The sequence below is a fragment of the Singulisphaera chitinilytica genome, from assembly GCF_049331405.1.
GTDB lineage: Bacteria > Planctomycetota > Planctomycetia > Isosphaerales > Isosphaeraceae > PoT.
Genome location: NZ_CP186274.1, coordinates 6,744,606 through 6,768,014 on the forward strand (window position 1 = coordinate 6,744,606; position 23,409 = coordinate 6,768,014).

The following is a 23,409-nucleotide window of genomic DNA, read 5'->3' on the forward strand; positions in this document are numbered from 1 at the left end:
TGAGGTCGGACCCTCGGAGCGATTATCCTGTGGAAGGTGCGACCTGGCCTATGTGCCGGAGCGTGTCATTTCTCCGTCCGTCCTTACGTTCACCTGGCGGATTCCCGGTTAGCTCGATGCGATTCGAGCGATTTTCCCCTCATGCGGATCGGGATCTGGCCAGTCGAGGACGAGCAGCGGTCTTGTCGCCTTCTCCCTGCTCAAATCCGTTTCGGGATGATCCCCATGTTCGCCCGGATCGAGACTGACCCCGATGGTTCTCGCCATCTTTCCGGTGGCTCGCCATCTTGGGCACATAAATTGCCCCTGTGTTCGCCCGAGTCGGATTGCCCACACGAACCTCCCGAGCGACGTCGCAGTTGCCTCGCCCGGGCGGTTTCCCGCCAACGCCCTTGACTCGTGATCTCCACTCCGAGTTTTATCGTTGCGATCCTCCATTGAGTGAACAGATAGCGAGCGCGTGGGCTCGGCCTCAGACTACGCCCGTGCTGGATATGTTTCCGGAGCTGTCGGGCTCCGGATCGATCGGGTACGGGTCCGAATTCGCCCTGGGAGATTGAGAACGGGATGAGTATTTCTTTCGCCGCGCAGGCTCCCGCCGACTCGTCGGCGGGCGGGACGTTGGCCCAATTGTTGGTGGATCCCCTGGGGCGAGATCCGATCCGAGCAGAGCTCCTCGGCCAGGAAGGCCTCGATGCCCAGGCCAGGCAACTGGCGGAAGTCTGCGAGTTGGAAGAGCCGAAGCTGGCGAACAGCCCCCTCCTGCGGCGTTTCGAAGAGAATGCGAAGCTGCTCCATCAGGCGCTCACGCAGGTCTCGGCCACGGACAAGAAGAATCAACGGCGGAGCCTCGATGCCGAATGGCTCGCCGATAATTTCTATATCGTCGAGGACGTCCTGCGCGAGGTGCGCCGGGACTTCCCGCAGGGCTACGACCGCGAACTCCCCAAGCTCAATGACAATCCCGTCCGCGGCTATCCTCGCGTCCATGCGATGGCCCTCTCGCTCGTCGCCCACACGGATGCCGAGCTCGACGAGGCCAGGATCACGCGCTACATCCAGGTCTTCCAGGAAGTCAGGCCGCTGACGATCGGCGAGATCTGGGCCTTGCCCACGATGTTCCGCCTGGTCCTCGTCGAGAACCTGCGGAGGCTCTCCGACCAGATGATCTGGGGCTGGGCCGAGCGAGCCCGCGCCGAGGCCCTGGCGCCCGCCTCCGCCCCGGATAAGGCGGTCGCGAAGGAGCTGAGCTCCCTGTCCGACCCGTTCGCCGTCCGCCTGCTCCAGTTACTCCGAGATCGAGGCCCGGCGGGCTCCGCCGCCTTGCAGTTGCTCGAAAAGACGCTCGCCTCCCAGGGGGGCGAGGCGAATGAGGTCATCCGTCGCGAGCACGGCAGACAGGCCGCCAACCAGATCTCGATCGGCAACTGTGTCATCAGCCTGCGCCTCCTGTCCGCTATGGACTGGAATGCGGTCTTCGAGAAGGTCAGCGTCGTCGAGCACCTCCTGCGAGAGGATCCGGCCGGGGTCTACCTCGCCCAGGACTTCGGGACGCGCGACCGCTATCGCCGCTCTGTGGAGAAGATCTCGCGAGCCTCGGGAGAAGACGAGCGCGACGTAGCCCGGCGTGCGCTGACCCTCGCGCAAGAGTCTAATGGTCAAAATACCGCCAGGAACCACGTCGGCTACTACCTGATCGATGAAGGCTTGCCGACGCTCAAGTCTTCGTTCTCGAACTACAAGGAGCCCTTCCGCGAGCGGCTCCTGAGGATGGTCCTTGAACACCCTCGCGCGGTCTACTTCGGTTCGATCGGCCTGCTCTTCGCGATTCTGGTCGGCATTTTCTTGCCCAAGGGCGGCACGGCCGCTTCCTTAACTTTGGAAATGTGGGCGATCCTGATCCTTGTACTACTCCTCCCGGTGAGCGAGCTGGCCGTCGGGATCGTGAACCACGTCCTCACGTTGGTCCTTCCCCCTCGGGTGCTCCCCAAGCTGGAGTTCAAGGAAGGGATCCCGGCCGACTGCTCGACGTTCGTCGTGATGCCGAGCATGCTGATCGGGCCCAGGAGCGCGGCCAACCTTCTGGAGCGGCTCGAGATCCACTACCTGGCGAACCCCGACGCCCAGCTCAGGTTCGCCCTGCTCACGGACTTCGCCGACTCGCCGCAGGAGCATGCGCCGGAGGACGAAGGGTACATCCAGGACGCCCTGGCCCGCGTCCGAGAGCTCAATGAACGCCACTCGCCGAACGGCCCCGACCTCTTCTTCATCTTCCATCGCCGTCGCGGTTGGAACCCGGCGCAGGGTTGCTGGATGGGCTGGGAGCGGAAGCGAGGCAAGCTCCAGGAGTTCAACCGGCTCCTGCGCGGGGACCGACGAACCGGCTATGCCTACGTGAGTTGCGACCTCGCCGACCTGCCTCGGGCCCGTTTCGTGATCACGCTCGACGCTGACACACAGATGCCGCGCGACACGGCCCGACGCCTGGTCGGGACCCTGGCCCACCCGCTCAACATCCCGAGGATGGACGCGTACAATCATCGCGTGCTGGAAGGGCACGGGGTCTTGCAGCCGAGAGTGAGCTTCCACCTCACGGCGGCGACGCACTCCCGGTTCGCCGCCGTGCTCGCGGCCTCCGGAGGGATCGATCCCTACTCGTCGGCGGCCTCCGACAGCTACATGGACCTCTTCGGCGTCGGCAGCTTCACCGGTAAGGGTATCTACGACGTCGACGCATTCGAAGCGGCCACGGGGGAGGTCTTCCCCGAGAACCGCATCCTGAGCCACGACCTGATCGAGGGGAACTTCGCCCGCTGCGGGCTCACGACCGACACGGAGTTCTTCGACGACTTCCCCGCGCGTTATCACGCCTATGCTCGCCGCGAGCATCGCTGGATCCGGGGTGATTGGCAGCTCCTCCCATGGCTTGGGAGCCAGATGCCGACCCCTTATGGGATGCGTCGAAACCCGCTGCCGATCCTCGAGCGCTGGAAGCTCTTCGATAACCTGCGGCGCAGCCTTGTGCCGCCTGCGTTGGTCCTCTTCCTGATTCTGGCCTGGACCGTCCTGCCCGGCTCGGCCTGGCGCTGGACGGCGATCGCCCTCACGATCCCCGCCCTGCCCTTGCTCCAGACGGTGTTCGCCACCCTCGTGAGCTGCGGGCGCAGCGGCTCGCTGTCGGGGCTCCTGAGGCTCCGAGATAGCGTCCCCGCTTTGATGGCTCAGGTGCTGTTCTCGATCACGTTCCTGGCGAACCAGGCGAGGATCTCGCTCGACGCGATGATCCGGACGCTGGTCCGCCTCTTCGTGACCCACCGGAACCTCCTCGAGTGGGAGACGGCCGCGTCGACCGAGCGCCGCCTCGGCTCGGGGATCGCCAACTTCGCCCTCACGATGTGGCAGGCACCCGCACTGGCGATCATGATCGCCGGCCTGATCCTGGCCGTTAACCCGGGAGCGATGTGGGCCGCGTCCCCCTTGCTGCTCGCCTGGTTGCTCTCCCCCCTCGTGGCATATTGGGTCAGCCAGCCGAAGCCGATCGCCGAGTCTCCCCTGACGACCGAAGATCGTCGAGAGCTGCGCCGAGTCGCCAGGAGGACGTGGCACTTCTTCGAACGGTTCGTCGGCGACGAGGACAACTGGCTCCCTCCCGACAACTTCCAGGAGATCCCCGACGGCCGGATCGCCCACCGGACGTCCCCGACCAATCAAGGTTTGCTACTGCTCTCGACCCTGGCCGCCCACGACCTAGGCTACCTCGGGTTCCGCAACCTCGTCGAGCGGCTGGAGAAGACCTTCGACACGTTCGAGAAGATGCAGAAACACTGGGGGCACTTCTACAACTGGTATGACACCAAGACCCTGGAACCGCTCGCCCCGCAGTACGTCTCGACGGTCGATAGCGGCAACCTGCTCGGCTGCCTCGTCGCGCTCCGGGCGGGCCTGAAGGAAAAGGCAAACGGCCCCCTCCTTGGAGCCGAGGTGGCCGACGGTTTCCGGGACATCCTGGGCCTAGCCTTCGAGGCCTTCCGCTCGATCCGGACTCCGTCTGGCTCCGAGGCCGCCGCGACATATAAGGCCATTGAGGAGGGCTTCCGCCGGCTCGAGGCCCAGCTCGACGTGATCCCCGCTGACCTGCTCGGCTGGGATGAGTGGCTTGGGCAGTTCGATTGGGCCGTGAGCGCACTCCTCGGCCAGTTGAAGACGCTCGCGGCCGAGTCGGGCATCCCCGCCGGCGCGATCACCGCGGTCGACGAGCCCAAGCCCGGACGGCTCGCCACGGCCGATACCGAGCAGCTCTCACGAGACCACTCCGACAGCCTGGTGAAGTCGCTCGAACGAGCCGAATACTGGTCGCGGAAGACCCTGTCCACGGTCCACGAGCGTCGGGCGGAACTCGCCTCGCTCGCGCCGTGGGTCGGCTCGTTGCGGGATTGGCTCGAGAAGGCGAAGGCCGATCCGTCGAGCCTGGATCATCGCCAGGCGGCCCGCGAGATTCTCGCGCGTCTGAATTCCCTGAAGGCGGTCTCGACGCTTCCCGAAGACGTCGTGAGCCGGTTTGAGGCCTTGACGCAGGATGGGCAGGCCGGTTCGGGGCTGTCCAAGGTCGTCGCAGAATTGCGGGAGTCGAGTGGGGGCGATCTGCTCGCTCGCATCGACTCCTTGATCGCTCGGTCCTCGGCGCTTGCCGCCGGGATGGACTTCCGCCCCTTGTACAAGCCGGAGCGTCACCTCTTCGCGATCGGCTGCAACCTCGTACAAGGTCGGCTCGACGGGGCCTGCTATGACCTGCTCGCCTCCGAGTCGTGCCTGACCAGCTTCCTGACGGTGGCCCGCGGCGAGGCTCCTCGTCGGCACTGGTTCCAGCTCGGCCGGCCTTACATCCGCGCGGCGGCCAAACTCGGCCTGGTCTCGTGGGGCGGCACGATGTTCGAGTACCTGATGCCCCGCCTCATGCTCAAGAGCCTACCGGGGACCCTGCTCTCCCAGGCCTGCGAGACGGCCGTCGGTCGCCAGATCGAGTACGGCAAGGAGCACGGCATCCCCTGGGGCAATTCGGAATCGGCCTACAATGCGCAGGCGGCCGAGGGGGACTACCACTACCAATCGTTCGGCACCCCGGGCCTCGGCCTGAAGCGGGGCCTCGACAAGGACCTGGTCGTCGCCCCCTACGCCACCGCGTTGGCGACGATGGTCGCCCCTCGCGAGGCGCTGGAGAACCTGAGACGCCTGGCCAATGAGGGGGCACTCGGGTCTTACGGCTACTACGAGGCCCTCGACTTCACCAGGGAACGCGTCCCCCGCGGCAGGCACTACGCCGTCGTGCGGTCGTACATGGCGCATCACCAAGGGATGAGCCTGGTCGCCCTGACCAACACCGTCCTCGACGAGCCGATGCCGCGACGGTTCCATTCCGACCCGATGGTCAAGGCCGTCGATTTGCTGCTCCAGGAACGCGTCCCCCGCGATGCGCCCGTGATCGAGACGGAGGAGCCGGAAGCGGCGGCACCGCTGGCGCACGAGGAGGAGGAGAAGGTCGGGAGGCCGCCGCTCCTGAGCCGGCGGCTCACCAGCCCGATGACCCCCTCGCCCCGCACGCACCTGCTCTCGAACTCTCAGTACCACGTCATGCTCACGAACGCCGGGTCGGGCTACAGCACCTGCCGCGGCTTCGACGTGTCGCGCTGGCGGGAGGACGCCACCCGCGACGCCTACGGTCAGTTCTATTATGTTCATGACCTCACGGGTGGCTCCGTCTGGTCGGCGGGCTACACGCCGATCGCCAGGCCGGCCGACGACTATGAGGTGACGTTCTCGTCGGACAAGGCGGTTTTCCGGCGCCTGGACGGCAAGATCGAGACGATGATGGAGGTCGCCGTCTCGACCGAGCGTTGCGCGGAGGTCCGACGGATCACCATCGCGAACCACGACGGCCAGCCGCACGAGATCGAGCTGACGAGCTACGTCGAGCTCGTCGCCGGCCCACGCGCGGCCGACCGGGCCCACCCGGCGTTCGGCAAGCTCTTCCTCGAGACCGAGTGGATCCCCGGCTCCGAGGCCCTCTTCTGCCATCGCCGGCCCCGATCGGCCGAGGAACGCCCCGTCTTCCTCGTCCACGTCGCGGCGGCCGAGGCCAAGCTCCAGGGGACGACCCAGTTCGAGACTGACCGCGCCCGCTTCATCGGTCGCGGTCGGACGACCGCAGACCCCGAGGCGATCAACAAGGGCCTCTCCCTCTCGGGGACGACCGGCCCGGTCCTCGACCCGATCTTCAGCCTCCGGCATCGGTTCCGGATCGCCCCGGGCGAGTCAGCGATCCTCGCCTATGCGACGGCCTTCGTCGACACCCGCGAGGAGGCGCTGAGCCTCGCGGACCACTTCCACCAGTCGACGGCATCGATTCGCGTGTTCGAGCTCTGCTGGGCGCAGAGCCAGGTCGAGCATCGCCATCGCGGCTGGTCGTCCGATGACGAGCCGCTCTATCAGAGGCTGGCGTCGCACATCCTCTTCGCCGCGCAGACGCTCAGGGCCGCGCCCTCGGTGATCGCCGCCAATCGGCTCGATCAGACGGGCCTCTGGCGGTATGGGATCTCCGGCGACCTGCCGATCGTCCTGGTCCGGATCGCGAACACGGCGGAGATCGGCCTGGCCCGAGACCTCCTCCTGGCCCACTCGTTCCTCAAACTCAAGGGCCTCGATTTCGACCTCGTCTTGCTCAACGAGGATACGTCGGTCTACTTCAACGAGGGCAACCAGCAGTTGCTCGATCTCGTCCGCTCGAGCGATTCCCGCGACCTGGTCGACAAGCCTGGCGGTATCTTCCTGCGGAGCGGCTCGCAACTGACGCCCGAGGGGGTCAACCTCGTCGAGGCCGTCGCCCGCGTCGTCTTCATCGGCGAGCGCGGCCCGCTCGTCACGCAGCTCGACCGCATCGAGCGGATGCCGACGCTGCCGGACCCTTTGAATCCGACGCGAGAGCCGAAGGGGGACCTCGGCATCGAGATCCCGATGCCGGCCGACCTGCAGTTCGGCAACGGCCTCGGCGGCTTCAGCGCCGATGGGCGTGAATACGTGCTGAACGTCCGAGGATCGGGGAATACCTATGTGCGTCGGAACGGCAAGCCCCGATCCGAGCCGAACCCGCACCCGGTCCTCCCTCCCGCCCCCTGGATCAACGTCGTCTCGAACCCGCAGTTCGGCTTCATCGTCTCCGAAGGGGGGGCGGGCTATACCTGGGCGGGCAACAGTCAGCAGAACCGGCTCACCCCCTGGAGCAACGACCCCGTCGTCGACCCCGCGGGCGAGGTCGTCTACCTGCGTGACCTCGACACGGGCGAGGTCTGGTCCCCCACGCCCCTGCCGATCGCCTCGGCCTCGAACACGCTGGTCCGTCACGGCCAGGGGTACACGTCCTTCGAGCGGCTCTGCGGCGGGATCCACTCCGAGCTGACCCTCTTCGTCGCCAACGAAGATCCGGTCAAGCTCGTCCGGCTCAAGCTGAACAACACGTCGGGCGAAGAGCGGCGGCTCGATGCCACCTTCTACGTCGAGTGGGTCCTGGGGACGAACCGCGACATGACCGCGTCGCAGGTCGTCACCGAGCTCGACCCGGAGACCGACTCGCTCCTCGCCAGCAATGCGTTCCGGACCGACTTCTCCGAACGCGTGGCGTTCGTCGGCTCGAGCGTGGTGACGACCTCGGCGACAGGCGATCGCGGTGAGTTCCTCGGGCGCTACGGCTCGACCGCCGCGCCGGCCGCCTTGCGTCGCGAGGGGCTATCGGGTCGCGTCGGCGCCGCACTCGACCCCTGCGGTGCGATCCAGGCGAAGTTCACGCTCGCGCCGGGCGAGGAGAAAGTCCTCGTCTTCTTCCTGGGCGAGGCGTCGAACCGGGGCGAGGCCCTCGACTTCGTCCGTCGCTATCGGGACGCCCAGCGTACCGAGGACGAATGGGGCAAGGTGCAGGGGCACTGGGATTCGTTCCTCGGGACGGTCCAGGTCGAGACGCCCGACGCGGCGATGAACCTGCTGCTCAATCGCTGGCTCCCATATCAGGTGTTGAGCTGCCGCGTCTGGGGACGCTCGGCCTTCTACCAGTCGGGCGGGGCCTACGGGTTTCGCGACCAACTCCAGGACGCGATGGCCCTGGTCTACGGGGCACCCGACGAGGCCCGAGCCCAGATCAAGCGTTCCGCCGCCCGCCAGTTTCTCGAGGGGGACGTCCAGCACTGGTGGCATCCCCCCGTCGGTCGCGGCGTCCGGACGCGGATTTCCGACGACTACCTCTGGCTCCCGTTCGTCGTGGCCCACTACGTCACGACGACTGGCGACGCGAGCGTCCTCGACGAGTCCATCACGTACCTCAAGGCCCCCCTGCTCGCCGAAGGGCAGGAAGAGTCGTACGAGGCGCCCCCGACCTCCGAGGTCTCGGAGCCGGTCTACGACCATTGCGTCCGTGCCATCAAGAATGGGATGAAGACGGGCGTCCACGGGCTCCCCTTGATCGGCACAGGCGACTGGAACGACGGAATGAACCGGGTCGGCAACCACGGCCGTGGAGAGAGCGTCTGGAATGCCTGGTTCCAGATCGCCGTCCTGACGCGGTTCGCGGTCCTGGCCGATTCGCGAGGGGACGCGGGCACGGCCCGTCTCTGCCGCGACCATGCCGAGGCCTTGCGGGCGGCCGTCGAGAAGGAAGCCTGGGACGGCTCCTGGTATCGACGCGCCTACTTCGACGACGGCACGCCCCTCGGCTCGTCCGAGAACGACGAGTGCAAGATCGACGCGATCGCGCAGGCCTGGGCCGTCATCTCGGGTGCGGGGGATCCTCGGAGGGCGAGCCAGGCCATGGCCGCCGTCGAAGAATCGCTTGTGCGCCAAAATGATAACTTGATCCTGCTGCTGAATCCGCCCTTCGATACCGGCACGCTCAAGCCGGGGTATATCAAGGGGTACGTCCCGGGGATCCGGGAAAACGGCGGGCAATACACGCACGCAGCAACCTGGGTTGTGTATGCGACCGCACTCCAAGGCGACGGGCGACGGGCCTTCGAGCTCTTCCGGATGCTGAACCCCATCACGCATTCGGGCGACGCGGAGTCGGTGGCTCGCTACAAGGTCGAGCCTTACGTGGTCGCCGCCGATGTGTACGGCCAGGCCCCTCACACGGGGCGAGGAGGCTGGACCTGGTACACCGGCTCGGCCGCCTGGTTCTACCGGGTCGGGCTCGAGGCAATCCTCGGCTTCCAGATCCACGGCGATCGCCTGGAACTGGATCCGAAGATCCCCGGCGACTGGTCGAGCTTCACCCTCAGCTACCGCAAAGGAAGCGCTCGCTATCGAATCGTCGTCACGAACCCCGAGGGCATCGGCCGGGGCGTGAGCAAAGTGACGCTCGACAATGAACCTTTAACCGGCAAAGTCATCCCGCTCGTCGACGACGGACGCGAGCATAACGTTGAGGTCGTCCTTGGGGAAAGCAAGGACTGACCCTGTCGGTCGCCGTCGGAGAACACCCCACGCGCATGGTATAAGGGGCCTGAGACGTAAGTCCAGGTCCCTACCCTTGCGCGCCTCGGGTTATCTCCGACTGAACATTGGAACAATTCTCAATGAATTGCCGGAAATTGTACTTTTTATTGCAAAAGTGAATGTATGGGGAGACACATCACCGAGGTGGACTGCTTTCCCTCGCCTTACTTGGGCGATATGGGCGAGGGATCGGGCAGACAGTCGCGGGGGAATGTGAGAAGTTGAGTTCCGAAAGGATTTCGGATCTCGGAAGAACGGGAAGCAAGCCCCTCATCGGCTCCGGAGCATGCCGCGCATCTGAAGGTGGCTAACCGGCAACGTGGCCTCCTTAAGCCGGGAGGAGAGCTTGTTTTCCACGGTCTGCGCCGGTCGGACGCCCGTCCGATCGTCGACAATCAGGGTTTCCTCGAACGCGAAGGTTGCGTTCAGCGTATTGAACGAGAGCCGGTCTCCACCTTTGCTAACTTCGCCAATCCCTGCGGTTCCAGTGGCGACGGGGGAGGCAGCAGGAGTCGTAGACGATTTGACAAGTTCACTATTCATCATCAGATTTCCCTCCTTAACAAGCAAGGCGGAGAGTTGCATCGTACGCCATGTGGAGGAGCAAATGGCATGCCCCTCGATTACCTGGACACGATTAACGTCTGAAAGCAGGACATCTTGATCGAATGTTTAACGGACGTTGGCAAAGCCGTCATGGAAGAGCTAGCGGTGCAGCATCTCGTTTAACATGACTTTGCGGAGGTGCCGTGCGAGAGAGTGGCGAATTTGAAGAGTCGCAGGCCGTCGAGCCTTGAGAATGGCAGAGGAGTCGGAGCGTGGTTCATGGAGATCGGTGATTTCGTCGGAAAGGCTCAGAGAGATTTTGGACGCAGACTAGTACGTAAAGTTGATTGGGAGCCGCTAACTGGAAGTTACAGAATTCTCGATTTCGGCCCAACCTCGGCCGCTCTCGCGGCCTTTGTATGCATGCATGTTCTGCTTTTGGTACGCCCCATGAGAGCGAGTGTGGGGCACCATTGCCCAGAGTCGCTACAGTTTGTCAGCCCAGTCCGTAAGGTTGGATATTCCTCCAACACGTGATCGAGATTGCGAGCGGGCTGGCGTCACTCTCATCATAATAATGCGGCTCGACGACTTCGATTCTATGGTGACAGACTGTTGATAAGGCCAGATGAAGGATCTCGGAATATTCCGTAGAAATCCAAAAACGACTTCGCATCCCACCCCCACTCCTGCGTAGAAGTACGGAGTGGGCAGGGCAAGCTTTTCCCGCCGGGCAGCCTTGAGCGCCGGCGAAGAAGAGACCCCCTCACGTCGCCTCGAAACCCGTCGCCAGAATTTTGAATCGGAATATGATATTTTATTGTCTCGGCCCCAGGTCGACTTTTGCCTAGAAAATGGGCACATCGCCGTGGAAACCGACTTGCCGAATTTTGGGTGCACGTTAGCATTTTGAGACTCTTGTTCCTGTGTGCCCTCAACGATTCATAAAGTAGGACGTAAAGCCCTTTCTCGGGACCTTTCAAGGTGAAGGCTTGTGAAGAAATGTTTAGTCCGAGCACTCGGCACGGGCATTGCCTTCTGTTCCAGGGCGTAAGCGGCAACTCCCTTCTTCAACCGCTTACTTTTCCCCCGCGATCCAACCCGGCCTGATGGGCCCGGTTGAGGGGATAATTCCTCTCTCTTCCGCCGACTGAACCCCGAAGTTACCTCCGTTCGATCGACTCGACCCGACGTAGTTTCCACATCCGCCGACACTTCCCGATTCGACCAGGTGATATGACGATGGCTCAGCGACTGTACATGCCGCTCAAAGGCTTTTGGCGCGAACTCCGCACCATCGCCCATAGAGGACGCGAGGTATGGCGCTTGGTCGCCTGGCGGCAGCGGCTCGCATTGGCCGCCGCCGTCGTGGTGATGAGCGGGACCAGCGCGGCCTGGACGGCGATCCCGCTGTTCCTCGGCAAGCTCGTCGACGCGGTCAACCCCGAGTCGCAGCAAGCGTTGGGGCCGGGGGGCATCCGCAGCGTCGCGGCGTACTACCTCGCGCTGATCGGATGCGCTTATATCTTGCGTGAAGGGCTCAACGTCCTCCGCCGCTATCTCGTCGAAAAGACTTGCACCCGGATCGACCGCGATATGTGCGTGAAGCTGGTCTCGCACCTGATGACGGTCGAGCTGGCCTCGATCTCCCAGGATCAAGTGGGGTCTCTCCACGGCCGGATCACGCGGAGCGTCGAGGGCTTCGTCCGCTTCCTGCGGATCAGCTTCCTCGACTTCTTTCCGGCGATCCTGACGGGGACCTTCGCCCTCACGGCCGCGGTCTCCAAGCAGCCCAGGATCGCCCTGGCGATGGCCGGCGTGATCCCGGTCTCGGTCGGCCTGACGATCTGGCAACTCCTCACCCAGAAGGGCGTGCGGCTTGGCCTGCTGCGGAGCCGCGAGGAGATGGACGGTACGGTCGTCGAGCAACTCACGGGCATCGACTACGTCCGAGCCGCCCACACCCACGTCCAGGAGATCGGCCGCGTCGAGCGGGCCGCCGAGCGTCGACGGTCGAAGGAGTTGCGGCACCACTTCGAGATGTCGCTCTTCGGCTGCGGCAAGGCGCTCAACGAAGGCTTCTTCCACCTGCTCGTCATCGCCTTCGCCGTGACCCTGTTCGTCCAAGGCGGCATCCGCTATGGCGACATCCTGACGTTCTCGGTCCTCTTCCTGAACGTGATGGCGCCGCTGAATGAGATCCACCGATTCATCGACGAGGCCCACGAGAGCAGCCTTCGCGTGGGGGACCTCGTCGACATCCTGAATCAGCCGTCCGACCGATCGTTCAGCCCGCTCAACCCGCAGGAGCCTCGGCTCGAGGTCGGCGCACCGCTGTTCGCCTGCCACGACCTGACCGTCGACTATCGGACGCCGGACGGGACGCTCAGGCGGGCGCTGAACGGCGTCTCCCTGACGGTCCGCCATGGCGAGACGATCGGCGTCGCCGGTCGTTCGGGCTGCGGCAAGTCGACCTGGCTCCGGGTCATGATGCGGCTGACGCACCCCAGCGGCGGCAGCGCCGAGATCGGCGGAGTCCCGCTCGAGTCGGTCTCACGCGAATCGATCGGCCGCCTGATCGGCTACGTCGGGCAGAACCCGTTCGTCTTCTCCGGCACCATCGCCGAGAACATCGCGTACGGCTATGAAGGGGAGGCGACGCTCGACCAGATCCGTCGTGCGGCCCGCCTGGCTTGCATCCACGACGAGATCATGGCGACGCCCGGCGGTTACAACGCCCGCGTCACCGAGCGTGGCCAGAACCTCTCGGGCGGCCAGCGTCAGCGGCTCGCCTTGGCCCGGGTCTTCCTCAAGAATCCGCCGGTCCTGATCCTCGACGAGGGGACCTCGGCGCTCGACAACATCAGCGAGCGGAGCGTGCAGCAGGCGATCCTCCGGGCACGCCAGGACCGCACGGTGATCCTGGTCGCACACCGGCTGACGACCCTTCTCGACGCCGACCGCATCTTCGTCTTCAACGAAGGTCAGGTGGTCGAGAGCGGTACATATGAGGAACTCGAACTTCGAGGCGGCGTCTTCAACGACCTGATTCGCTCGGCCTCCGAAGGGGTCCCCGTCGGCGAGGCGGCCGCGTCGCTCGAACTTGTCATGGAAGAACTGAAGCTGATCGCCTGACGCCCAATCAGCGCGGGGCGGCTTCTTCCGAGGCCATCCAGCGCCGGATCGCGTCGAACAACTCCCGGCTCCTGGCGAAGAACAGGAAATGGTCTTCGCCGGGAAAGACCGAATACGTGACCCGGCATCCTTGCTCTCGGAGCAAGTCGATCGCCGGGTCCACGCTTTTCTTGGGGACGTTCCAGTCGCGATCCCCCTGGAAAACCAGGACCGGCCGCCCCGCCCAGCCTCGGCTGAATGCGTCGGAGCCTAACTCATCCCGTCGCATCGTCGGGGAGAAATAGATCAGGCCTCGATACGCATGGGGATACCTCCGGCCCGTCCGCGTGACCCCATTGCCCCCGTCCGAGATCCCTCCCAGGTAGACGCGGTCATGGTCGATCGGGAAATGCTCGAGCGCATCGCGGCGCACGCGCTCGACGGCCGCGGCCCCTTTCTCCCCCCAGAAGCCGAAGCCATAGGTCGGGCAGATGATAGCGAAGCGTGCCTCTTCGGCGAAGGCTCGCCAGGCCCAGGCGAACAGCTTGAGGTTGCCGCCGTTGCCGTGCAGGAACACGATGGCCCCGAGCTTTTCCCCGGCTCGTGGTTTCGGAATATATGCATAGTAATGGCCAGCGTCGAAGGATCTGCCTATGAGTTCGTCGACGGCCAGATATGACACCGACCCGAGCTCGCGCTGATCCGGTTGCATCTCGGCCTCGAGGGCCAGCCGCGTGGCGATCTGCCTGAGCCGGCTCGCATGATCCCGCTTCATCCAGGGGACCAGGCGCGACATCAAGGTCACGGCGAGCTTCACCTGATCCACTTCCGGGATGAGATTCAAGGGGCTGTGGCGCCTGAGATTCCCCTCGCCGAGGAATCGGGACTGGAGGACGCCGTACTCCGACGAGGAGCGTCCCGGCGGAGCATTTACGATCGCCTGCCAGCCGAGCCACGCCCATAGACCTGCGAGGATGACGAGGCCAACCGCCCACGGCCAGGGGCGTTGTGATCGAAAGGCAGCCATGCTCAGGACCAGCATCCCGAGCGTCGCGAGGGCCCAGAATCCCGCGAGCCGACCACCCCTGGTCTCGGCGATTACCGTGAGCAGGGCGAGCGGGCCCAGGGCGACAATCGCCCCGATCGCGAAGAGTGGCCAGAGTAAGCGGCCAAGCTGGCGGAAGCGCCGAGGCGGGGGTTGAGATCCAACCTCCTCGAGTTGTTCGCTCATCCCTGGATCTTCAACGGCGTGGGTTCGAGGTCGAGCGTCTCCTCGATCACGCGGCACGAGCGAGCGAGAGAGTTCCGAGGTCGGAGCAACTCGGCGTATTTCCGGGCCTGGGCATGCACGAGCGGGGACTCGATGAGTTCCTTGAGTCGGCTCGCCACAGCGGGGGCCTTGAACTTCGGCACCTCGAGCGACCTGGCGACCCCGAGCCGTTCGAGACGATAGGCGTTGTCGTGCTGGTCGTGGGCCAGAGGCATGATGAGTTGCGGCACGCCAGCGGCCAGCCCCTGCGCCGAGGTCCCGATGCCCCCGTGATGCACGACGGCCGCGGCCCGGGGGAAGATCTGGCTGAACGGGACGCGATCGAAGTTCCGGATGCTGTCGGGGAGGTCGGCAGGGATCTGGTCGCGGAAGGGGGATAGCAGCACCCCTCGCTTGCCCAGGCGACGACAGGCGTCGACGGCCTCGCGGAAGAAGTCGCCGCCGAACCGCATGGCGGAGCCGGGGGTGAAGACGATGGGGGCCGCCCCCGCGTTCAGGAAGGCGTCGACCTCGGGAGCGAGCGGGGCGAGGTCGCTCTCGTCATACAGGGGGAAGTCGGTGAGCTTGAGGTGTTTCGGCCAGTCCTCGGGAGTCTGCGCGTACCACTCGGGGAAGAGCCCGAGGATCCGGGTCGGCGAGGTGTTCCATTCCTTGAAGAGTCGTTTCCTGGGGGCGAGCCCGAACTCGGCGCGGAAGGCGTTGACCTGCGGGGCGATCAGGCGATCGATGATCGCGACGTCGGCGACCCAGAACATCCAGCGGTTCCAGAGCTTCGGCATCTTGTTCGAGGCGGGGAACCCCGCGATCCGGGGCGGGTCGATGAAGCTGCGCAGGATGGACGGTTGCAGCAGGACGGTGACCAGCGGGATGCCGAGGGCCTCATGGGCCACTCTCGCGCCGACGGCGGTGATCGGAGCAGCCACGACGGTCTCGCCCGGCACGTTCAACTCGCGGATGATGTCGAAGGTCGGTCGCATCGGCCGGACCATGGCCCACTCGACGACGAACTTGAACCCCCGCGCCGGGTCCCAGACTTCGGGACGCTCGATGACCCTGTCGTAATCCTCGGCGGTGCCGAGCTCGACGAGGTCGAGGCCGACGCGCTCGGCCAGGGGGCGGAAGTGGCCGTTGGTGATCAGGGTGACGCGATGGCCCCTGGCCTGGAGCCCCAGGCCGAGCGACACGACGGGATGCACGTCCCCCGCGCTTCCGATGGCGATGAGCAGGATATTCACGTCCGTTTCCCCGAGTCAGGTCGATTCAAGCCGGGTCCGAGCGGAGGCTTGAACCGTCGGCTCCCGCATTTCTTACAACGATGGTCGTCGGCCCATTGCCCCTCGACGCCGGCCGTGCATGGCCCCTCCGAGAGGGCTCCGTCGAAGGATTTGTCCTGCAAAGCTTTTGTGCCGAGAACCGGGCCTGGTAAGATATCCCTTGACGAGGACCTCCAAGTCTTGGCATCGGCTTCGCGAGTTAAGAGTGACGGCGCTCGACTAGCGAGCCGTGATTCCGGTATGCGATCCTGGGGTCGTCCCGCGCCAATTCGTCCGGTTCCGATCGATCATCGTGTCGTTACACCCCACGGCCAGCCCGATTATACACGGTCATAGGTCGTGTTTGCTCGACACGTTGCGACCGGGAGTGTTCGGCACGAGGGCGGGCGTCTCGTCGGATTTTGTCCGTTCTCATGTCTCTCAGCTCATAATAAATAAGAGAGATTTTCTTGCCGAGGAATGGTCGGCCTGGAGGAATTCTCCCAATGGCGACGGTGCAACCAGGAGAGGGGCCGATCCGGACGCCGACGCACCTCCATTGGAACGGAGGCGCCATCGATGCGCTCCTGGCGGGCTCGCCCGACCTCGTCTATGTGTGCGACCGGACCGGCACGATCTTCTACACCAACCCCGCCGGCTCGCGCTACCTGCACAAGGATCGCTCCGAGATCGTCGGCCTGACCTGGGACGAACTGGGCCTCCCCTGCGACCGCGCGGCCGAGCTGTCGTCGCAGGTCCGCCAGGTCTTCGAGTCCGGCCGGGCACTCCTCGGCGAGTTGTCCGTGCCGATCGCGACCGGAATCGACACGTGGGAGACCCTCCTCTCCCCGATCCAGGGCCCCCAGGGCCAGGTCGAGGTTGTCGTGGTCGTCCTGCGCGACAATTCGAAGCGACGGCGGGCCGAGCAGGCCTTGCGGGAGAGCGAGGAGAAGTATCGGCTGCTCGCCGAAAACTCCACCGACGTCATCTCGCGGCACGATCCGTCGGGTCGCTACCTGTACGTCTCGCCGGCCAGCCTGGCCCTCACCGGCCACGAACCCGAGGAACTCCTCGGCCACCTCCCCTGGGAGATTATCCACGAGGACGACCTGCCCCTCGTCCACGAGGCTCATAGAGCGATCCTGAATACGTCGGACACCTCCACCGTGACCTGCCGGCTGCTCCACAAGGGCGGCGGATACGTCTGGGTCGAGACGAAGACCCGCACGATCCGAGACCCGGCGACGAACGAGGTCCTGGAGATCCAGTGCAACACCCGCGACGTGGCGGCGCGTCGCGAGGCCGAGGATCAGCTCCGCAGCCAGAACGCCCTCCTGCGCGAGACGATCCGCTCCGAGCGCGAGACGCACGAGGCGCTCAAGCGTGCCGAGGCCCAGCTTGTCCAGGCCGAGAAGCTCAGCGCCCTCGGGCAGATGGTGGCGGGGGTCGCGCATGAGATCAACAACCCGCTCGCCGTCGTGACCAGCGATGTGACGGTGCTCCGCCGCGAGGTCGGCTATCTCCGCGACCTCCTCGGGTTCTGGCACGAGGCCGAGGACCTTGTCGGGGCACAACGTCCCGAACTCCTCGCCAAGATCAATGACCGCGCCGAGCAGGTCGACCTGCCGTTCCTGCTCGAGAACCTCGACCGCTTGATGGATCGGTCGAATGAGGGGCTACGCAGGATCCGTCAGATCGTCCGCGATCTTCGCGACTTCGCGAGGTTGGACGAGGGGGATCTGAAGGAGGCGGACATCAACGAGGGGATCGCCTCGACCGTCAACCTGATCAACGGCCGGGCCAAGACCCAGGACGTCAAGCTCGAGACCGACCTCCAGCCTTTGCCGAAGTTGACCTGCTACCCCGGCAAGATCAATCAGGTCGTCCTGAACCTGCTCTCCAACGCGCTCGACGCCTGCCCGAGCGGCGGCAAGGTGACCGTAGCCTCGTCCTGCGTGCCGGGGGGGGTCGAGCTGCACGTCAAGGACACCGGCCAGGGCATCCCGCAGGCGATCCAGGACAAGATCTTCGACCCGTTCTTCACGACCAAGCCGATCGGCCAGGGCACGGGCCTTGGGCTCTCGATCAGTTACGGGATCGTCCAGGCCCACGGCGGGACCATCAGCGTGGAGTCCAAGCCGGGCGACGGGACGGACTTCATCGTCAGACTACCCCTCGAGATGCCGAAGACGCCGCCCCCCTCGTCGTGATCACGCGAGTGATCGCCATTGATTGTGCGACCTCGGATTCAACTTGCTCGTCGGCACGTTTCAGGAGACACGATGTCCCGCTTGATCGAATTCTACCGAGGCGAGGCCGAGGACCACGAAGGCAGGAAACTCCAGGATTACTGGGCCTTCTCGGACGACGATATCGAGATGACGCACAACTTCATCTCGTGGATGTTTCCCCTCCGGAAGCGGAGCCTCTTCAGCTACGAGGCACCGACCGTCGACGACGATGACACGGCCGCCTTCGGGGCCGAGTACCAGATCCGGAAGAACCTCATCACGTCGCTCGACCGCTTCCTGGCATTCCTCGGCCTGGAGAGGGTCGAGGGCCAGGTCGTGAAGGGGGCCGACTTCGAGGCCAAGAAGGTCATCTGGGCCGGGCCCGACCACAACTGGCTGAGGATCGAGCGGGTCCTGCAATGCCTCCGCCTCTTCAGCTTCGAGCAGGAGGCGCTCGCCCTCTTCGACCGGCTGGGCCGGCTCCGGGGGGAGGTCGGAGCCGGCATCACGCCGGAAGCCTATGCACGCTGGCGGGCCGCCGCGATGGAGGAAGACCCGAGCTGGCTGGCCGCCGCGCAGAAGTTTGACGAGGCGCAGGAGTGAACCAGCCTCGGCTCGCTCAAGGCCGCTGCTTCGGGGCTGTCGTCCGAGGGATCTGGGTGTTCGGGACGGTGGGGATCACCTGGGTATTCGGCCCCATGGGGATCGCCGTGCGGCCGATCGACCGGGAGCCCCGGATGATGGCGTTCTCGGAGAGGGCGCTCTGCACGCCCAGGGGCGAGAGTCCCTGCCCGAAGAGCGGGTTGGCATAGCCCTGGCCCGGGTAGAAGTATTGCTGCACCCCTGCATACCCGGGGGCATAGCCGGGCGTGATGCCGGAATAGCCATAGCCTAGTCCGGCCGCTGGATAAGCGAAGTTGGGATACCCGTAGCCATAACCGCCCGGCCCGGCATAGCCCCCGCCGTAGGCCGGGAAGCCGTACCCATAGCCCATGCCGCCATATCCGTAGCCATACATGGGATAGCCGAGGCCCGCGGGGAATGGGCCGATCTGGGCCTTCGCGAACGATGCCGGCGCCAGGAGGAGGACGCCTGCGAGCAGCATCGTGCGGAGGGGGCGGGGCAAGCCTCGTCTGGGCCGATTCATCGTCGGGCTCCTCTCGTGGGGTCGGGCCAACGTGCACACGCATTGACCAATCCGTTCTGTAAGCCTACCTCATTCATTGTCTCTCGGGCTCGAGACGCGCGTAAAGGGGGGCGTGCGGACCCGACGAGTCAGCCTTTGGTCCGTCCGCTCGGTGAGACGCACGCTCGCGAGCGGCTTGGCCCTTGCGAAGCAGGGTCACTTCTTGGCAGGAGTGGCGGTCTTGGTGGCGGCCTTCGAGGGGTCGACCGCCTTGGAGACCGGCGGTGCCGTGATGCCCCCCACCTGGCTCCGCACGGGCTTCGTCGGGGTGACATAGCGGGTGGCGGGGGCGGCCAGCCTGGGGGCCGTGATGCTCTCGACGCCCATCGAGGCCAGGCCCGGGACGATCAGCAGCGTCAGAATCCCAAGCGAGGCGGCGTGGGTCGGGTGGAACTGGAGGATCAGGGTAAAGACCCCGAACCAGACGATCGCCTGGAGCGCGGTCTTGGCGATGTCGGCGGTGTACATGGTGTCGTAGGTCGGATGCAGCCAGGTCGCGAACGCGGCGAGGATCAGCGAACCGCTCGCCACCTTGAGCCCGGCGCGGGGCGTGACCTCATCGTAGAACTGGTCCTGGGCCACCTCGACGACGGTGAAACAGGCTACGAAGAGAACCAGCCAGTATATCAACAGCGGCAAAAGGATTGCGCCCATGCGTGATCATCCTTCCTGAACGATTTATGGAATGAAGCTGGCGTCCCAGATCGGCTCGACCCGCCGTCGTCGGTGCCAGCCCGACGCCATGCTCGACCATGGTGCCGCGACTGCATTGTTCTCCCGACGAATTGCGACACCGTATTGACTCATGCTAACCCGCCGGTGCCCGCTTGGCCACACCGCGAGGTGGCGGTTTCGCGGCCGAGCGTCTACCATGTGGGGCCTTGGAACGGACCCCCGCGCCCCTGTCTCCGGGAACGCCCGAAATGATTCGCCTCAGCGCCTTTGCGGACGAGATCTCCAAGGACCCGCTCGAGCAACTCGAGATCCTCCAGCGCCACGGGATCCGCCACATCGAGTTCCGGTCCATCTTCGGCGTCAACGTCCTCGACCTGAGCGAGGCCCAGCACGTCGAGTTCCGCGACTTGCTGCATCGGCGCGGGTTCGGCCTGAGCGCGATCGGGTCTCCCCTCGGCAAGATCAAGATCACCGAGCCGTTCGAACCGCACATGGAGCGGATCGAGCTGGCGATGAACCTCGCCGACTTCTACGCGACGCCTCGGATCCGGATCTTCAGCTACTACATGCCTCCCGGCGAAGACCCGGTCCTCTACCGCGAAGAGACCGTCAGGCGAATGACCTACATCGCCGAGCAGGCCTCCGCCAGGGGCATCCAGCTCCTGCTCGAGAATGAGAAGGGGATCTACGGCGACACCGCAGCCCGGGTCCTCGATCTGGTCGAGACGGTCAACTCCCCGAGCCTCTCCCACGCGTTCGACCCGGCCAATTACGTGGAAGTCGGCCAGCCGATCGACGAGGCCTGGTCGGCCCTGAAATCACGAGTGACGCACTTCCACGTCAAGGACTACGACGCCAAGCTCCATCGCAACGTCCCGGCCGGCTCCGGCGATGGGAAGATCCCGGAGCTCATCGCCGACGCCTTTGCGAGCGGCTACGACGGCTTCTGCGTCCTGGAACCCCACCTGGTGATCGCCGAGCTCTCCTACGGCTTCACCGGCCCCGAACGCTTCGGCGACGCCGCCCGGGCGCTCCAGGGGATCCTTGACGAACGGGAGATCCCTTACGCCTGATTGCCGACCTCGCGATCAAATTGAACCCCTTCCGTTCGACGGCCACGCCGATTCGGCCGTAAGGATTCGGGAGGAGCCTCGACGCCCGGGGAACACGCTCGCCGGCCCGAGGGTCTCGGGAATGAATTCCTGCTGGATTCTGCAAGTCTGCATGGGTGTCCATACGGTGCCTTCGCGTCGATGCGTCCATCCTTCGCGTCCAGGGCCGGATGGACGCAGCCTCGGCCCATCAATGAGGTTGCGAAGGCGGCCGAGGCAGTTGACCGGGGGGATACCGCCTCTATAGACTGCGTGTCTGCCTGTGCCAAAACAGGCCGAATCCCCTTGCTTTGGGAGATGCCTTGCGATGACCGAATCCTCCATCTCGCGACGGATGTTCGTTCGAGGCGCCCTGGTCGGCGGCGCCGCCGCCTTGGGTCTGGGATCGAGGCCCACCTGGGCCGCGGACGTCACCGGGCAGCCCCCCGCCGGAAAGATCGGCGACTTCAAGATCTCGCTCGCCCAGTGGTCGCTGCACAACGCGCTCTTCAAGAAGGAAATCGATAACCTCGACTTCCCCAAGATCGCCCGCGAAAAATTCGAGATCGACGGGGTCGAGTTCGTCAATCAGTTCTTCAAGACCAAGGCCCACGACTCGGCCTACCTGAAGGACCTCAAGACGCGGGCCAAGGATCACGGCGTCACCTGCGTCCTCATCATGATCGACGGCGAAGGCGACCTCAGCTCTCCGTCGAAGGCGGAGCGCGACAAGGCCGTTGAGAATCACAAGGCCTGGGTCGACGCCGCCGCCGCGCTTGGCTGCCACTCGATCCGCGTCAACACCGGCGGCCACTACAGCCCCACCGACGTCGGCGCGGTGGCCGAGGCCTGCTCGGCCCTGACCGAGTACGGCGATAAGAATCAGATCAACATCATTTGCGAGAACCACGGCGGGCCGTCGAGCGACCCCGACGCGCTCCTCGCCCTGATGAAGGCCGTGAACAAGCCCCGGTTCGGCACCCTGCCCGACTTCGGCAACTTCCCCAAGGATCGCCGAGGGAAATACACGATCGACATCTATGATGCGATCGCCCGCATGATGCCCTACGCCAAGGGGGTCTCGGCCAAGAGCTACGACTTCCGCGAGGGGCAGGAGATCGCCCTCGACTACGCCCGGATCATGAAGATCGTGACCGACAGCGGCTACAACGGCTTCGTCGGCATCGAGTACGAAGGCAGCCGCCTGAAGGAGCACGAGGGCATCGTGGCGACCAAGAAGCTGCTCGACTCGCTCAAGGGTGCCACGTACACCCCGGCGGTCTGAGTCGGCTTCACGGAGTCAGTTCCGAGATCGACGGCAGCCTCGGCCCGCAAGGGTTCGAGGCTGCTTTCGTTCCGCTTTGGATTGGCCCGGCGAGCGGGAAAGGGCCTGCTCGATGGGTGAGGCTCATTTCACCCCGCGCAGGCGCAACCCCGGCTTGACCGAATCCGGGTGGCACCGTATCGTACCGGCGATTTCATGCCGGACTGCGCAGGGACGCGCGTTATATGCCCTAAGGGATGGATCCCGTGGTGGTCGACCGCACGCACATCCTGGTGCTGAACTACAACGGGCGAGGGCTCTTGGCCGAGTGCCTCCCCTCGATCGTGGCGGCCGCCGAGCGTGCCTCGGTCCCCTGCTCCGTCTCCGTTATCGACAACAGCTCGACCGATGATTCAATCGAATTCCTCCGACAGGCCTGGCCGAGCGTCGGCCTGATCTCGGAGCCGAATCGAGGTCTCGCCTCGTTCAACCACGTCCTCGCCAGGCTGGACGAGCCGGTCGTCTTCCTGCTCAACAACGACGTGAAGCTCGAGCCCAACGCGATCGATCCGCTGCTCGCCGCCTTCGCCGAGCACGACGACGTTCTGTTCTCGGCCCCCCAGTGCTGGACATTCGACGGCCTCGAATACGAGGGGATGCGGACGCGCATCCGGAGCCGGTTCGGCATCGTCCAGGGGATGTGCCGCGTCCCCGGCCACGAGGCGAAGGTGGACCTGCCCGACCTCACGGCCTCGGCGGGCCCGATCCTGGCCGTCGATCGCCAACGTTTCCTGGATCTCGGCGGCTATGATCCCATCTTCTTCCCCGGGCGGATCGAGGACCTGGATCTTGGTTTCCGGGGCTGGATGGCCGGCTGGAAGGGGTACTACGTCCCCGGCTCGAAGACCTATCACCAGGGTTTCGGCTCGTTCGGGCCCGCGCACGGCCAGGCCGGTTGCGACCGGCTCGCCGCGAGGAACAGCCTGATCTTCGCCTGGAAGAACCTGAGCGGTCTGAGGCTCGCCCGGCACCTCGCCTGGCTGCCGATCCGCCTGATCCACACGCTGGGGACCTTCCGCCCGACCTTCGCGGTCGCCTTCGCGGAGGCCCTGGCGCGACTTGGGGAGGTGCTCTCCGCTCGAAGGGCCCAGGAGGTCGGTGAGGCAGGCTGGGTGGCCCGCCAGGAGGCCTATTTCCGACAATTCCGCTGGTGATTGGCTGTCCCGTTCGCGTCAAGTCGCAAGGAGG

The 23,409-nt window shown here is 65.1% G+C and carries 12 protein-coding genes; 7 read left to right on the forward strand and 5 right to left on the reverse strand.

What is annotated here, in order from left to right; all coding sequences use genetic code 11:
• Window positions 1–567: 567 nt before the first annotated feature.
• A complete protein-coding gene (locus ACOYYX_RS26600) occupies window positions 568–9,489 on the forward strand; it encodes a GH36-type glycosyl hydrolase domain-containing protein (RefSeq protein WP_422925319.1) in 8,922 nt (2,973 codons plus the stop codon).
• A 312-nt stretch (window positions 9,490–9,801) separates the two neighbouring features.
• Here ACOYYX_RS26600 and ACOYYX_RS26605 read toward each other — a convergent pair whose 3' ends face one another.
• Window positions 9,802–10,077, reverse strand: a complete 276-nt coding sequence (locus tag ACOYYX_RS26605) for a hypothetical protein (RefSeq protein WP_422925321.1) — start codon at window positions 10,075–10,077, stop codon at window positions 9,802–9,804.
• A gap of 1,242 nt (window positions 10,078–11,319) precedes the next feature.
• On the opposite strand from ACOYYX_RS26605, the gene ACOYYX_RS26610 reads away from it, so the two are divergent.
• Window positions 11,320–13,212 carry an ABC transporter ATP-binding protein gene (locus ACOYYX_RS26610; protein ID WP_422925323.1) on the forward strand — a complete coding sequence of 631 codons (1,893 nt, stop codon included), beginning with the start codon at window positions 11,320–11,322 and terminating at the stop codon, window positions 13,210–13,212.
• 7 nt (window positions 13,213–13,219) lie between these two features.
• On the opposite strand, the gene ACOYYX_RS26615 is transcribed toward ACOYYX_RS26610, so the two are convergent.
• Both ACOYYX_RS26615 and ACOYYX_RS26620 read right to left on the reverse strand, forming a co-directional pair.
• Window positions 13,220–14,422, reverse strand: a complete 1,203-nt coding sequence (locus ACOYYX_RS26615; RefSeq protein WP_422925324.1) for a hypothetical protein — start codon at window positions 14,420–14,422, stop codon at window positions 13,220–13,222.
• The gene (locus ACOYYX_RS26620; RefSeq protein ID WP_422925325.1) at window positions 14,419–15,696 is read right to left on the reverse strand and encodes a glycosyltransferase; all 1,278 of its coding nucleotides are present in this window, start codon (window positions 15,694–15,696) and stop codon (window positions 14,419–14,421) included. Before ACOYYX_RS26620 ends, ACOYYX_RS26615 begins: the two co-directional genes overlap by 4 nt.
• 524 nt (window positions 15,697–16,220) lie before the next feature.
• Here ACOYYX_RS26620 and ACOYYX_RS26625 point away from each other — a divergent pair.
• Together ACOYYX_RS26625 and ACOYYX_RS26630 are read left to right on the forward strand one after the other, a co-directional pair.
• Window positions 16,221–17,924, forward strand: coding sequence for a PAS domain-containing sensor histidine kinase (locus ACOYYX_RS26625; RefSeq protein WP_422925327.1), 1,704 nt, complete (start codon window positions 16,221–16,223; stop codon window positions 17,922–17,924).
• A gap of 72 nt (window positions 17,925–17,996) precedes the next feature.
• Window positions 17,997–18,548 carry an opioid growth factor receptor-related protein gene (locus ACOYYX_RS26630; protein ID WP_422925329.1) on the forward strand — a complete coding sequence of 184 codons (552 nt, stop codon included), beginning with the start codon at window positions 17,997–17,999 and terminating at the stop codon, window positions 18,546–18,548.
• A gap of 16 nt (window positions 18,549–18,564) precedes the next feature.
• Here the strand turns inward: ACOYYX_RS26630 and ACOYYX_RS26635 are convergent, their stop codons facing one another.
• Window positions 18,565–19,092 carry a hypothetical protein gene (locus tag ACOYYX_RS26635; RefSeq protein ID WP_422925331.1) on the reverse strand — a complete coding sequence of 176 codons (528 nt, stop codon included), beginning with the start codon at window positions 19,090–19,092 and terminating at the stop codon, window positions 18,565–18,567.
• 195 nt (window positions 19,093–19,287) lie between these two features.
• Window positions 19,288–19,785 carry a hypothetical protein gene (locus ACOYYX_RS26640; protein ID WP_422925333.1) on the reverse strand — a complete coding sequence of 166 codons (498 nt, stop codon included), beginning with the start codon at window positions 19,783–19,785 and terminating at the stop codon, window positions 19,288–19,290.
• Window positions 19,786–20,054: 269 nt separating this feature from the next.
• On the opposite strand from ACOYYX_RS26640, the gene ACOYYX_RS26645 reads away from it, so the two are divergent.
• The 3 genes from ACOYYX_RS26645 to ACOYYX_RS26655 all read left to right on the forward strand — a co-directional run bounded on the left by ACOYYX_RS26645 (window position 20,055) and on the right by ACOYYX_RS26655 (window position 23,375).
• Window positions 20,055–20,879 (forward strand): sugar phosphate isomerase/epimerase family protein, encoded by an 825-nt coding sequence (locus tag ACOYYX_RS26645; RefSeq protein WP_422925334.1) that lies wholly within the window; start codon window positions 20,055–20,057, stop codon window positions 20,877–20,879.
• 346 nt (window positions 20,880–21,225) lie between these two features.
• The gene (locus ACOYYX_RS26650; RefSeq protein ID WP_422925336.1) at window positions 21,226–22,182 is read left to right on the forward strand and encodes a sugar phosphate isomerase/epimerase family protein; all 957 of its coding nucleotides are present in this window, start codon (window positions 21,226–21,228) and stop codon (window positions 22,180–22,182) included.
• Between the two features lie 236 nt (window positions 22,183–22,418).
• The gene (locus tag ACOYYX_RS26655) at window positions 22,419–23,375 is read left to right on the forward strand and encodes a glycosyltransferase family 2 protein (RefSeq protein WP_422925338.1); all 957 of its coding nucleotides are present in this window, start codon (window positions 22,419–22,421) and stop codon (window positions 23,373–23,375) included.
• Window positions 23,376–23,409: the final 34 nt, after the last annotated feature.